Source organism: Solibacillus sp. FSL R7-0682 (assembly GCF_038005985.1).
Classification (GTDB): Bacteria; Bacillota; Bacilli; order Bacillales_A; family Planococcaceae; genus Solibacillus.
In genome coordinates this window covers 3,357,217-3,371,887 of the sequence record NZ_JBBOUI010000001.1, presented here as the reverse complement: position 1 = coordinate 3,371,887, position 14,671 = coordinate 3,357,217, and the positions used below count along the sequence as shown (strand labels likewise).

General features: G+C 35.5%; 9 protein-coding genes. 8 read left to right on the top strand and 1 reads right to left on the bottom strand.

Annotated elements, in window-relative coordinates:
* Window positions 1-699 precede the first annotated feature (699 nt).
* The 5 genes from MKZ17_RS16950 (at window position 700) to MKZ17_RS16930 (ending at window position 9,092) form a co-directional block, all read left to right on the top strand.
* Window positions 700-4,440 carry an S-layer homology domain-containing protein gene (locus MKZ17_RS16950; protein WP_340724910.1) on the top strand — a complete coding sequence of 1,247 codons (3,741 nt, stop codon included), beginning with the start codon at window positions 700-702 and terminating at the stop codon, window positions 4,438-4,440.
* Between the two features lie 203 nt (window positions 4,441-4,643).
* Window positions 4,644-4,805, top strand: a complete 162-nt coding sequence (locus MKZ17_RS16945; RefSeq protein WP_340724909.1) for a hypothetical protein — start codon at window positions 4,644-4,646, stop codon at window positions 4,803-4,805.
* Between the two features lie 452 nt (window positions 4,806-5,257).
* Window positions 5,258-5,578 carry a phage integrase N-terminal SAM-like domain-containing protein gene (locus tag MKZ17_RS16940; RefSeq protein WP_340724908.1) on the top strand — a complete coding sequence of 107 codons (321 nt, stop codon included), beginning with the start codon at window positions 5,258-5,260 and terminating at the stop codon, window positions 5,576-5,578.
* Window positions 5,579-6,048: 470 nt separating this feature from the next.
* Window positions 6,049-6,867 carry a stalk domain-containing protein gene (locus MKZ17_RS16935; RefSeq protein ID WP_340724907.1) on the top strand — a complete coding sequence of 273 codons (819 nt, stop codon included), beginning with the start codon at window positions 6,049-6,051 and terminating at the stop codon, window positions 6,865-6,867.
* Window positions 6,868-7,229: 362 nt separating this feature from the next.
* Window positions 7,230-9,092: an FAD-dependent oxidoreductase gene (locus tag MKZ17_RS16930; RefSeq protein ID WP_340724906.1), complete on the top strand. Its 1,863-nt coding sequence runs from the start codon at window positions 7,230-7,232 to the stop codon at window positions 9,090-9,092.
* Window positions 9,093-9,200: 108 nt separating this feature from the next.
* Here MKZ17_RS16930 and MKZ17_RS16925 read toward each other — a convergent pair whose 3' ends face one another.
* Window positions 9,201-9,395, bottom strand: coding sequence for a hypothetical protein (locus MKZ17_RS16925; protein ID WP_340724905.1), 195 nt, complete (start codon window positions 9,393-9,395; stop codon window positions 9,201-9,203).
* A 230-nt stretch (window positions 9,396-9,625) separates the two neighbouring features.
* On the opposite strand from MKZ17_RS16925, the gene MKZ17_RS16920 reads away from it, so the two are divergent.
* The 3 genes from MKZ17_RS16920 (at window position 9,626) to MKZ17_RS16910 (ending at window position 14,485) form a co-directional block, all read left to right on the top strand.
* Window positions 9,626-11,230 (top strand): S8 family peptidase, encoded by a 1,605-nt coding sequence (locus MKZ17_RS16920; RefSeq protein ID WP_340724904.1) that lies wholly within the window; start codon window positions 9,626-9,628, stop codon window positions 11,228-11,230.
* A gap of 159 nt (window positions 11,231-11,389) precedes the next feature.
* The gene (locus MKZ17_RS16915; protein WP_340724903.1) at window positions 11,390-12,508 is read left to right on the top strand and encodes a phosphodiester glycosidase family protein; all 1,119 of its coding nucleotides are present in this window, start codon (window positions 11,390-11,392) and stop codon (window positions 12,506-12,508) included.
* Between the two features lie 168 nt (window positions 12,509-12,676).
* Entirely contained in the window at window positions 12,677-14,485 is a 1,809-nt protein-coding gene (locus MKZ17_RS16910; protein WP_340724902.1) for an SH3 domain-containing protein, read from the top strand.
* The last annotated feature ends 186 nt before the right edge of the window (window positions 14,486-14,671 follow it).

Sequence of the window (14,671 nt, the reverse complement as noted above, 5' to 3'; positions counted from 1 at the left end):
GGAAAGAAACGGACGACAACTTCTGTTTTGACGAAACGGATGAAAAAAAGTTCTAAGTGGTACAAAAGAAATGGATTTAATGATTGAAATAAAACTGTAATCGAATTGTAAGAAAACTAAAACTATTCAAATATAAATATTCTTGCAAGTTACATAATTAAAACTTAAATTACTAATTTTGTAACTTTTATGCCCTTATTGTGGAATTTTTAAGGGAAAATTATGAAAAAAATTGTGGATAGATAATGCGTATTAATAGTTTAGAAAAAAATATTCGAATTTACAAATGTAACAATATATTGGTTTATTATGTATATAAACTCCACTTTTTGTATGTAAAACGCGATTTTTAGCCTATTATTTTACATAAGTAATAATGAAATAATCGCTTACATACTATATAATTGTTACATGTATCCCATTATAAGGGATTCGAGGGTATATAGGGTTTTTATTTACCTTGGAAAATTCGAATTTAATAATTATTCAAATATATCCTTGTTTTCTAAATTAATAGATGGTATATTATTGAAGTAATTAAATGTGCTAAATTGAAACTGCAATACCAATTAATGTGCATTTAGGAAAAAAACCCTTTTATCAAGATGTTTAAAGTAGCTAAAATGCGTCATTACATAGAAAATATGCATTAGGCTAGTATAAACTGGATAAAAAGGTAATTTAGGAGGAAGAAATTAAATGGCAAAAACAAACAAAGGTCGTAAATTATTCGCGACAACTGCAACTGCTGCTTTAGTAGCATCTGCAATCGTTCCGGTAGCATCAGCTGCTCAAATTAATGACTTCAATACAATTTCATCATACGCACAAGAAGCGGTACAAGATTTAGTAGACCGCGGTGTGATCCAAGGTGATGAAAAGGGTAACTTCAACCCACGTAAATCAGTTACTCGTGCTGAAGCAGCTACTATCTTAGTAAACGCTTTAGAATTAGAGTCTACTGGTTCAATCAACTTCACTGACGTTAAAGCAGGCGCTTGGTACTACGATGCAATCAACGCTGCTGTTAACAACGGTATTTTCCAAGGTCAAGGCGCTGGTAAGTTCAACCCATCAGGTAACTTAACTCGTTCTGAAGCTGCAATCATCTTAGTTGATGCTTTCGGTTTAGAAGGTTCTGCTAGCCTATCTCAATTCTCAGATTCAGCATCTGTTAAAGCTTGGGCTCAAGAAGCTTTAGAAATCGCTGTAGCTAACGGCGTAATCAAAGGTGACAACGGTAAATTAAATCCAAACGCACCAATCACTCGCCAAGACTTCGCTGTAATGTACTCTCGTACTGAGGGCGTAGAAGCTCCAGTATCAGGTGCAATTAAAGCAATTAACAATACTACTGTAGAAGTAACATTCGAAGAGCCAGTAACTGACTTAGCTTCTTTAGACTTCAAAATTGAAGGTCTAGAAATTACTGGTAAAGTAGTAAAACAAACTGATAACACAACTGTAGTATTAACTACTGCTGCACAAACTGCTGGAACAACTTATACTTTATCTTTAGATGGTGAAGAAGTTGGTAAATTCACAGGTGTTGCTTCAGTAATTCCAACTGCTGTTAAAACAGTTGTTGCTTCTCAACAAGGTGTTATCGGGAAAGAAGTAACTTTAACTGCTGAAGTAACAGTTGCAGAAGGTCAATCTAAAGCAGGTATTCCTGTAACATTCAATATCGTTAACGATAAGTCTACAAACGCTAAAATCGAAGTTGAAGCATTAACTAACGATAAAGGTGTAGCAACTTACTCTTATACTCGTTACTATAACGGAATTGATGAAGTAGTAGCTTACGCTACAAGCAAATCAAGCGTTAAAGATAATGCTAGAGTTTACTGGGCTAATGCTGCTCAATTAACTATTAAAGAAGCTAAAGAAGACAAATCAGTAGCTAACGGTTCTAAGAAAACATACGAAATCACTGGTGCTAAAAACTCAGTAGTATTTGTAACGTTTGAAGAAAACTTAGGAGTTAAATCTAACAAAGTTGCTGATGGTGTTGTTGTAACAAGTGCAGTTGGTTCTGTTGACGAAAAAGGAAACTATACACCATATACTGGAAGTAAAGGACTTACTCCATACGAATTATCAACTGGTGCTGCTCAATACGTAGCTATTGAATTAGACAAAAATGGTAAAGGTTCATTAATCTTAACTGGATCAGATGATTCTGTAACTCCAATTGTTTATGAAGCTACTATCGGTGATTTAGACACTGACAAACTTGATAAAGCTCAAGACAAGGTTAAAAAATTAAACCCTGCATACGGCAAATTACTTCTTCAAGACAAAGCTGCTACAGTTAAATTCGAGCAAAATGATAAACTTGAACTTGCTGTAAAAGCATTAGGAACTGAAGATGCTGCTGAAGCAGGCGTATTACCAGCTGCTGGAACTGAAATTGACGAAGAAAATGATTTCGGTTATGGTGGTCGTGAGTACGAAGTGACAGTTAAAACTAAAACAGGTGAATTAGCTGATGCAGGAACTACAGCTTATGTAACATTCCCGAAATTCGATGGTGCTAGCCAAGTTATTATTGACGGCAAAGTATACGACATTAAAAAAGATGGAGTATATGCAATTAAAGTAGCAGGAAAAGAAGGTAAAGCTTCATTCCGTGTTATTGGTAAAGGTAAAAAATCTTATGTAACACCAACTGTATTCTTAAACACTGACGGTAAAACTGGTGCAGATACAGCACTTGATAAAAAAGATATTCAAGTTGAAGCAGAAACTACTTACTTCACAGAAGCAGAAGTAAAAGAAGCAGTTATTAAAGTATTAAATGCTGAGTTTGGTGCTGAAGTAGCATCATTACAAGCTGGTAAAACAGCATATGCAGTTTATCAATCAGTGGATCAAAACGGATTCGCATATGGAACTGGTAAAAAATATGATGTTACATTCGAATTATCTACAACATTTGGTGAGTTAAAAGTACAAGGTGGTACTAAAAATGTAGGTAGAACTTATACATTCGAAACTACATCTGATGCAAATGGTAGAGCAGTAGTAGAGTTCACTGCTGATTCGGCAACAACAGTAGAAATTGACATTTTAGGTTCAAGAAATGTCCTACCTTCTAAAGCAGCAACTGTTAAATTCACTCAATTTGCAACAGGTGAAACAACAGGTGTAGTTGCAAGTAAGAATACAGCTAACGATACTTTAACTATTGGTACAAATGTATATAGCTATGCTGATGCTAAAGAATACCAAGAAAAAGGTTCGAAGATCTCTAAAGCTGCATTTGAAACATTATTAAGTAATGAATATGTTCGTGTAGCAGTTACTAAAGATGCTGATGGAAAATTAACATTCAACGTTCTTGAAGCGGGTGCTGCACCAGTTGTTCCACCAGTAGCAGGAGGCTTAATCTCTAAAGCTGAAGTTACATCACCAACAACTATCGTTGTAACATTTAGTGAAGCTGTAACATTTGCTGATGATTCTCAATTCTGGTTCGACCTTGATAAAGATGGTGTAGTTGATGCAAATGAAACTACTTTAACTTCGGCTGGTACACCTTCTTCTGCAACTCATACATTTACTGTAGCAGCAGGTACTACTATTACATCTGATATTGGTAAAGTAGTTTATACTCCAGCATTAGCAAGTGCTGATCGTTTAACTAAAACTACTGGATCTATTGTAGTGTCTGAAACTATTACTCTAGATGATGCTAAAACTACTTTAGTAGCAGCAACTAACCCATTAGTATTAGTGGCAGCAACAGGTACTACAGCAACTCCTTCATTAGGAACTGCTGGTACTGAGCAAGTTGAAGAATTAACTTTAACAGCAGCAGCTGGCTTAGGGGATGGAACATTTACTGCACAATTTGCAGCAACAGGTGTTACTGTAGCTCCAATTACAATCACTACAGTATTAAATGAATCTTTACCATCTGTAGCTTCTCGTCTTGTTACTGCATTAAATAGCGATACTAACTTCAATGCTAAATATGTGGCTTCTACATCAGGTGCTAAAGTAGTTATTTCTGCTAAAACAGCAGCAGCTGAAGACACAGCGTTAAATCTTTCGATTGCAGAAGTAAACTCTGGTATTTCTCCAGTAGCTACTTCAACTTTAGTAGGTACTCCGGCAGCAGGTACTTCAGCTATCGCAACGGCTAACGTTTCAACGCCAGCTCTTGAAGCAACAGCGTTTAACAAAGTTGCAAAAGTTCGAGTTGCTCAAACTTCTACTACATTAGGAAACTTTGATAAAACAATTGAAGTTCCAGTAACTGGTGTAGTAACTGCTGCTCAAACAGCAACAGCAATCGTAAATGCATTAAATGCAGATACTACATTTAATGCTCGTTTCACAGCAACAGTTGATACAACTGTTAATACTGCAGTAGTTGTAACTAATAAAGAAACAGGAGTTGTAACTGCTACTGTTATTGAAGTTGCTAACTAATCAATAATACATTTTGTAAACAATTTGGCTCTACATGGCTTCGGCTATGTAGGGCTTTTCATTTTACCCTTTAGCCTACGCACATGTTCAGAGCCGTAAGAACTTAACTTTCATATAGTTATTATAACTATAAAGTATGATTCAATGCCTTTCATTACTAATGTGAAGTGAAGGGCTTTTCTATTTTGAAGGAGGAGTAACAAATGGAAGAGAAGCAAAAGAAAGTACCTGCAAAAAGAATTCAGTTGGTAGATGTGGTGTTGGAGAGAAAGGGATTGCAATTGTTCTTAGGAAGACGTGTTCCATCACCAGAGGATGTAGCAAACATCATCCGAGATTTCATTAGGGAAACGTCAGTGGCTTGATAAAGTACATCTGCAACATAAGAAGATTTCTGTTTTTATTGGCATACAAAGTATTGACTTTCTTGTCGCAAAAGATATTCCAGTAACTTATCTAACATTAGGAAGATTTCAATCTTTTGAATATAACGTTAAAGATATTCATATGAATACGATTAAGCGTAATGAGGAACTACATGCATATTATCAACAGCATAGTAGAACCTATAAAGTAAAGAATACGTATAAAAAGTCAGTAATGCCTTCTAAATTTGACATTAGACGAAGGAGCTTCCACATTTCAAATTTAGAGTATTAGAATCTATTATCAAGGTCGTTATCTAGTCTTTAATTTTATCTAGTTCGTTATGAACTTATATAAAATATAAAACTAATTGAATAAAGGTAAAGAAAACAGTTAACAATAGTGTGAACACATAGTGGAGGTGTGAGAATGAAAGAAAGGAAGGTAACATATGACCAATCATACAAGTAAATATTGGATAAGTACCCATGAAGCAATTCCCATACAAACGAGAATGATATTAAATGAATACTTGCTAAGTTTAAAACTAGCAAATAAAGCGGAAACAACGATTTCAAAATATCGTTCGATCTTAGAACGATTTTGCAGCGAGTGTTTAGTTCCATTGAGCTCGTTAACTTCCAAAGATGTATTGAAATGGGTGAATAAATTTTCGATTGGGAAAAAGGAATCAACAATGATTATTATACTTTCTATTTTATCTTCTTTTTTTAAGTCCTGTCTTGCAGAAGATTTATGGATAGTATGGTGATGAGAAAGCGATGGGTGCAGATTTATTTACGTTTTGTGTGAAGGGTTATGGAGAGGAAAAAGCTACTTTAGCTGTAACATGATCTGTTACTGGTGCAACTGGTTTAGGTCTTGGTACATAAATAAATATTGACATTTCTGATCCAGAAACGCATCAATATTTTTAGGAAGCTGTGTAAAGGTACAGTTAAAAAGGCTAGACTCAAAATTTTAATCAATCAAGTATTAGTTTTTTAATCAGGTTTTTCCCACTAACAGCATCAGAGAAAACCATAAAAAACCTACAGTTGTTATGGTCATCATTAGTAATTGTCAATTAACAAGTTATTAATATATTAGCTTATTCTATTATGCCTTTAATTCTTTGTTTAATATCATTTGATGAATTTGAGAAAAATGATTAAAAAACTACCATAATTTTCATATTAAGTGTATAATGTAAGTTATAAAATATAGTAGGGGTGATAAAATATGGAAAAAAAGATGTTTAAAAAGGCAGGTAAAGTTATTGCTTCAACGATGTTTGCTAGTTTATTAATTTTTTCACAAACAACTGTCTCTGAAGCTGCTGTCGTGTCGAAAAAAGTTGAGACTAACCCACAAATTAAGATTCTAAATAATAATGTTCAAGTGTCTGGTAATGTTGATCCAATCGTTATCGATGGAACTACTTATTTACCTGTGCGCGCCTTATCAGGAGTACTAAACAAAATTGTTACTTGGGATGGAAGAACTAAATCTATTTATATTTCAGATACTGTAGCTCCAAATGATTTAAAGAACGAAATTTCCAATTTAGAAAGATTTATTAAAACAAAAGATGCTAGTATTGCTAATTTAGAAACTTCAGTTAAAACAAAAGATGCTAAAATTGTAGAATTAGAAAACGCAATTAAAACAAAAGATGCTAAAATTGCAGAACTAGAAGCACAATTATTAGCAAAATCAAAATCTACTGTTTCTTTAAAAGAATTGGATAAGCAATTGAATAAAGACTACGGAGATTGGAATGGTATGGAATTCGAAATCACACTCAAAGGTGATAAGGATGATATCGAGGTAGAAATCGAAATCGACTTAAATAAAAGAAGTTACTATAGAGATTGGTATAATCTATCATCTACAAAGATAGAAAGATTCATAAATAGTATCGTTGATGATATTTGGGAAGAATACGAAGATGCTGAAATTACGGGTGAAGTGATTGATATCGATGAAGACGAGACATTAGTTACATTCTCCGGTAATGATGGGGATTTAAAAAGAATTAGAGTTTATGAAGAAAAGTAATGAATAACGGTCATTAATAGATATCGTGCTTTGGATGCACAAATATTTTCGACAATTCACTATAATTCTAGAATTGTAGAAGGGCTCTACATGGCTAAGGCTGTGTAGGGCTTTTTTTTGCCATCTGCTTGTGTCATGTAAATGGCCGTAACAACTCGAATTTTTTCGAATTGTTAATATAAATAAATATGAAGATTCTATTGAAGAAGGAGTAACGAATGGAAAAGAAGCGAAAGAAGATCCTGCAAAAAGAAGAAAGTTAGGTATAGGATAAATTACATAAAAATCCAGTAACACTTTATAAACGTTCTTCCAAAACTTATAATAAAAGAGACAATAGTTTAAATAAAGGGAGTCACAGCATGAATAAAAGAAAAATAGCAATAACGATCGGGTTTTTAGCAAGCCTAGTAGTTATTGCTTTAGTAATCAAATACATAACAGAACCAAAAATAATGGCGCAGTCCTATGAAAAGCCAGTCGCAGTACAAAAATTTGATGAGCAATATGATGTCATTGTCATTGGTGGGGAACCAGAGGGAGTTGCGGCAGCGGTAATGGCAGCACGTAGTGGTTCGAAGACTTTACTTATTGAAAAGCGTGAGGATTTAGGGGGGCTCTTTACGTTTGGGATGCTGAACTTTTTAGATATTCCAAAAAGTAAGAGTACAAGACATCTGAGTCGTGGTATTTATAAAGAGTGGCATGCATTAGTTGGTAACGACAATAGCTTTAATATTGAAGATGCTAAGGCTGCATTTAAGCAACTTGTTTTTGCCGAAGAAAACTTAACCTTGTCCGTCAATACATCGGTTGAGGAGACAATCCTAACAGGCACTACATTAACTGATGTAAAAATTAAAAATGTAAATGGTACATATACGGTAAAGGGAAGCGCCTTTATTGATGCTACTCAAGATGCTGATATTGCTGTTATGGCGAATGTGCCACACTTTATTGGTGGCAAGGATATTGGCATTGAAGATAAAAAAATGGCTGTTACTTTAATGCTCCATTTAAGAAATGTCGATTGGAAAAAGGTAAAGGAAACAGCGAAATCCGAGAAATTTGGCGAAGCTGAGGTAAAGAAATCAGTCGCTTGGGGATTCACAAAGCTCCATGATATGTATAAGCCAGTTGAGGAAAATACCCGATTACGCGGGCTGAACCTTGTAAAAGTGGGAGACGACTATTATATTAATGCATTACAAATTTTTGATGTGGATGGCTTGAGTGAAACAGCGAAATCCGATGCGATTGAAAAGGGAAAGCGCGAGACGAAGCATATTGTGAGTTATTTAAGACAGGAATTTGGTGGCTTTGAAAATGCAGTAATTGCAAGTTATCCAACAGAACTGTATGTACGTGAAACACGTCACATTTTAGCAGAGTACCAGCTTCCGATGTCAGATGTGTGGAAAAATAGCGATCATTGGGATAATATCGGCTACGGTGCCTATCCAGTAGATGTACAGGCACAAACACCACAGGATTATGGTTATGTCATTTCAACACCCAATCAATATGCCATTCCTTTCCGTTCGCTTGTGCCACTTGAAGTTGATGGGCTGTTAGTAGTCGGGCGTTCGGCAGGCTATTCGTCATTAGCGGCAGGAAGTACAAGAATTGTCCCAACAGGTATGGTAACTGGTGATGCAGCTGGAATTGCGGCCTCATTGGCGATTAAAGAGGGTGTAACGTTCCGCGAATTAAGTAAAGATGAAGCATTAATTGAACAACTGCGTACGCACTTAAAACAGCAAGGCGCATTTGTAAAGCCGATAAAAGCTTCCTATCCGTATGAAGACGAATGGTTTGATCAATCTGTACAAACACTTATTAACTACGGCTTAGTTATAGGTGGCTACGACAATGATTTAGCGGTTGATAAGCCAGTAACGACGCATAATTTTATGAACATGCTTAGGGCTTCAATGAGTCGACCACAAACGGAAAAATCTGCTGAACGAAGCGAGCAATTACAAACAACGTATAATGGCGTTTTTTACAAAGAAAATGAACCGCTTGATTTACATAAGGCGAGTAATCTTTTAGCTGAAATTTTACTAGACCAACCAGCAGATGAAGGCAATTGGATGAGGTTAATCGAGGCAGGTATCATTAGTAAATCTACTTCCGAAAATATTGATTCAGCAAACCATAACTTGGCGGCCAAGGAAATGTACGCGATATGCGCAGATGTTATAAAATATATTAGTTTATAAATAATCCTGCCAACAAATAGTAATGACGATCACTCCAAAAGGAAGGAATAAAGCCAAAGACTTTATTCCTTCCTTTCAATGTGTGTTGAATTGGTTTTCAAATAGAAGCTAGTGCCATGCCGTACGTTCACTCACAGGTTGATTAGGATTTGAGGATTTTTGTCTAGTCTCATACTGAGGTGAGCCTGGATTTTGCTCCATACCTAATTCTTCTTGAGGGTTTTTTTGACTTCTACCATTCACCTGTAATTTAGTTGCAGCTGGCTCTTTCTTACCGTTAACTTTGTTACGTTTCGTATTCATATTTGAAACCTCCAACTCCATTAAATTTTTGAAAAGTGTTAATTACATTAGTTGTTTTAACACGATTCATTCAAAGGTTTGACCGATTAAAGTAGTTTTATAAATATTTTCAATAAATATGTACGAAATACGCTAACAAGACTGTTCTATTTCTCTTTACTCCCAATTACCAATGAAAATAATGGTAAAAAAGTATAAAATATTATTAGAGTATAAGAGGGAGTGATAAGGTGGATAGAAAAATTATAGGTGTAATAGTTATTTTTTTAATCGTTACATTAACAGGTTTTACGTCAAATACATATGCAAAATTCGAAAAAAACGTAATTGTTCAGTATAGCTCAATGGAAGGAAAGCAGGCAGTGCTATCAAGTGCAACTGAAGTTTTGCTGGATCTCGAACAATTACAGATACTATCTATTAAGATCGCTGATGAAAAAATGGACCAATTAAAGAGTCATCCTGAAATTATATTAATAGAAGAAAACCAAACATTTTCAATTCAACAGCAGTTTAAAGTGGCAAGTAATTCTTCATCTGAAAAGGATTTGTGGAATTTAAAAGCCATTAATGCCAATAATGCTTGGGCAGAGGGAATCACAGGAAAAGGAATTAAAATTGCTATTATTGACTCGGGTGTTTCAAAGCATCCGGATTTGAACATTACGGATGGTGTTTCCTTTGTTGGGGATCATTATAATGATGGGCACGGTCATGGTACGCATATAGCGGGTATTATCGCAGCACAGCATAACGATTTTGGCGTGGCAGGAGTAGCGCCAAATGCAGAGATATATGTGGTGAAGGCAATTGAAGATGATGGCTTCGGCGGGGTAGATAAAATTATTCAAGGAATTGATTGGGCAATCAATAAGAAGATGGACTTAATCAATTTAAGCTTTGGTGACTTAGAATCCAGTGTTGCCTTACATGAAGCGATTAGGCTTGCGAAGCAAAAAGGGATATTAATTGTCGCAGCAAGTGGGAATGAAGGAACGGATCAAGGGATTGGTAATACGATGATTTACCCAGCACGTCATGAAGAAGTCATTGCAGTATCCTCGGTCAATCAATCCTTCCAGCGTTCTACATTTAGTAGTACGGGTGCTGCTAATGATTTTGCGGCACCAGGTGAAGAAATTTATAGTACATATTTGAATGGCGGGTACGCGACTTATCAAGGAACATCGCTAGCTGCGCCTCATATTGTTGGATTATTAGCATTACTAATGCAGCAATATGCTTATTTGACTGCGGATGAACTATATGAAGGGTTAAAGCTATATGCTGAGGACTTAGGAACGGTAGGTTTTGATGAATTGTATGGCTTTGGTATGCCAAAGTATCAAACAATTACCCAATCGACTAAACTTTTTTCTCTAAATGAATCAAATAAGCAAGCAATTGAGCAGGCAGTACAGGCATTCAACCAAAAGCCTACTACTATACAATTCACCAGTATTATGGATAAGTTAAATCAAGTTCGAGATAAGGCTTTCCGAGATCAAAAACAGAAGGAAATGGAAAAGGCAGTAGCGATATTAAGTAAGTCTGCCGAAAAAGTGCTAGTGACATTTGAACGGAGTCCAACGAAATATAATTATACAAAGGCTAGTGAAGCGCTACAATCACTACCCGAAACAGCGACGAAAGTAACATTGGATGAACGATTACAGGCAGGACTACTAGTATTAGCGAAGCCTGCGATTGAAAAGCTTGAACGTTATGAAAATAGCAAAACAAAGAGTAATTACTCGCAAGCAAAATTAGCAATTCAGCGACTTCCCAAATCTCCATTAAAATCAGAATTACAAGTTCGATTAAATCAATCGTGACAACAAAGCAATAATGGAGCGTTTAAAATGAAATGGTACCCTTTGTAATGAATTTACAAAGGGTTTTTTAATACTTACTTAATGAATTAGTGTATTGCTATAGAAATTCCTTAATTTTCTATTATACTAAAAAAGTACTAATTATTAAGGAGTGTTACTATGTTGAAAAAAATTATATCAGTGGGATTATTGCTACTAATTATTGCATTTCATTTCAGTCCAAAAGAAGTAAATGCAAGCTCGTATGGTGTGGTAGAGGATAATACGAATCGTACCCTTGTTCCATTACGAATGATTGCAGAAACATTTTCTGTACCAGTTGATTGGAATAATCAATCCAAAACTGTAACCATCGACAATAAATATAAATTAACGATGGGCAGTAAAATGATTAAGCATGAGGGTACGACAATAAAGCAAATGGATACGAAGCCAAAAATGCTTCAAAATGCAGTGTATGTTCCCGTTCGAGAAGTGGCGTTTTTATTCGATGTCCCGATGAATTGGAATCAAGCTACAAAAGAAGTTTCTTATAAAGTAGGTGCAAATACATACAAGGTTTCAGTATATCCAGAGTCGGTAATCAACAAGCCAAAAGTAACAGTTTCGAAAAAGAATATGAATGCAGGTGGGAAAAGTTTATCAGTCAATGTCGTGTCGATGAACTTATTAGCACCGAATACCTCACTCCATGTAGAGCTTGCGAAAAATCAATTAGGTTCAGTGGCTTCACTTGCATCAATTGCAAAAGCGCACAATGCAAAAGTAGCGATTAACGGGAATTACTTCGAGGCCTATTCAAATAACAGCTATCGTACGGTTTACAACGGTTTAGTAATGAACGGTGAGCGCGTAAAAGTATTTGATCCGAAATTCTCTGTTTTTTATGTACTAAAGGATGGAAATGTAGGAATTTTACCTGGTGCGAAGTTTATGACCTTATTTGCCGAAAGAAATGTGCAAGAGGCAATTCAAGTTGGCCCACGTTTATTAACGAATGGTGCTGTCACAGTGGATCCTATTGCAGAAGGCTTCTCGAGTCATAAAATTTTAAGCTCTCCAGGAGCGAGAAGTGCAATTGGAATATTACCAAATCGTCAGCTTGTGTTTGTCACAACTTCAGGGGCAACGGTTCAGCAGCTTGCCTCTGTGATGAAGCAATTAGGGGCTGTCGATGCAATGAATTCGGATGGTGGCGCATCAAGTGGTCTTTATGCAAATGGCAAAAATATTACTACACCAGGACGTGATATTGCTGTGGCATTATTATTAAAATAGAGTAAAGATTTATCCGTGTTGGAGTATCGAATCCTTCACGGATAATTTAATTTACTCGTTCATGCGCAAAGGATTCAAAAATTTCACACTTATTCCAATCGTTTACCCAAAGCGCTTTAAATATTTGATAAGATAATGGATAGAAGTATATATGAGATGAGGAAGCATATGAGAGTTTTAAAAATAGTGTTAGGGCTCGTCCTTTTTAGTGCGTTATTTCCAAATTCGAAGGTGATGGCGCAAGAGGAAGAGTCACTTTATATGGTGAATGCACAGGACGGTGCAGTGATGACAGCAAGTGCGAACGTCAATGGTATGGTTGTCGCAAAACTAAAACAAGGTACACGGGTAAAGTTAGTGCGCGAGCAGGGTGATTGGGTAAAAATTGACTATAATGGAAGACTCGGGTGGGTAAAGGGAGAACTTATCTCACCATTTACAAAGGAACTACTACCGATTTATTCGAGTTATTATAAGCTACTACAAAGTTTAGACCATATTATTTATGCGTTAGTGGCCGATTTTACACAGGATGGTGTTGAGGATTTATATGTCGTGTTAGATTCGAATCCATCAAAAGGGCAATACGAGGAAACTATTTATAGTGGCGACCAAGTTATTTATCAAAACAATAATACAAATGGATTAACCATTTTTAAAAATGCCAACGACTATTTTTTATATCACCATACTCAAACCAACTCAGATAAAAAGTTTAAGCTTTCACAATTAAATGAGCAGGCTAAAACCGATTATTATGAGGTGAGTGGAGGCAAAGATACTTATGAGATTACGGCCAATACATATTTAAAATCGTATTTTGTACTTAGCTCTGGTAACGGGAATGTAAGTGCACAAACGATTACGCAGGAGCAAATTGCCTCAAAGGATTTTTATGGAGCTGAGTATAAAAACGAATATGAGGAATCTATTTACTTAGAAAATTATGCATTATCGAAGAACGGAAAAACAGAATCCTTATTAGAACATGATTTTAAAGAGCTTTTTTCAACCTATGAAAAATCAAAAATTGTAAAGGTTATTTACGATGATGATTACAAATCTGCTTCTCTAAATGAACGATTTACTTTTGATGTGGCTCGTGTCCAAAAGGAACTCCTTGATTTAGCAGCTGCAGTATTACCAAGGAAACAAATTGAGTGGGATGCTATAGAGCTAGAGGTACTTCAGCAAAAGCTTGCCCAATCAGTTCTCCTCGAAATGCCGTATAGTGAGGCAATTTCGCGCAACGCGTTGAGCTATTTCCAAATGGTCGAGCAAGGGCTACAACAAGGTTTTGTAGGCTATAGCTCAAATGATTTTGGGATGAATATAAGTGAAAAAGAGACATCGTTCAAGCGCGGACAGGTTGATGGGTTAATTTATGATTTTTATGGCTTGAAAATGAATGAGGAAGCGTTTAACCGGTTGGGGAATAATGAGGGGTATTTAGTGGATGATGAAAATTATTCTGCACCTCTAATAGACGCGGAACCAACAGAAACATATACATATCGTCAGCTACAGGCAATTGAATCATTAGAAAATAATTATGTCGCACTAAAATATCAAGATTATGAAATGCCAAAAAATGTGATTGTAGCGGAAGCGAACGAAAGTGTCATTATTGGAGGGAATGAGTTAGGTAAGGGCTATGTACTATTCAAGCGTCTTCCTTTTAAAACGGGTGTGAAATGGATTTATATTGATACAGTGGAGCAATTAGAATACTTAAACAAAGCGCAATATGCAACGTATGAAAATTCATTGGATATCATTCAAAAATTTATTGCCGAGCAAGAAAAACAAAATAATGATGAGGAACAAAGTGAAGAAAAACTAGCAATGCCAATCAAATCGGATCTTGTAACATCAGATGAACAAACAAATAAAGGGGTATTTAATTTTGCAATTGGTATTATATTTGCCGCATTTATAGCTGGATCGTATTATGTGTATCGAAGAAAATATAGTTAATCGAAATGACCGACATGGCAAATGAATTTTACACAAAAAGAATAAATTATGTCTAAATTGTGACATTACCATGGTTAGAAAATGAAATATTGAGGGCATGTGATTTTAATCGACTCGTTAAAAATCACATGCTTTTTTATTGCATATTGGTCGGTTTTAAATAGTAAAAATTTAGCACTGTATAAT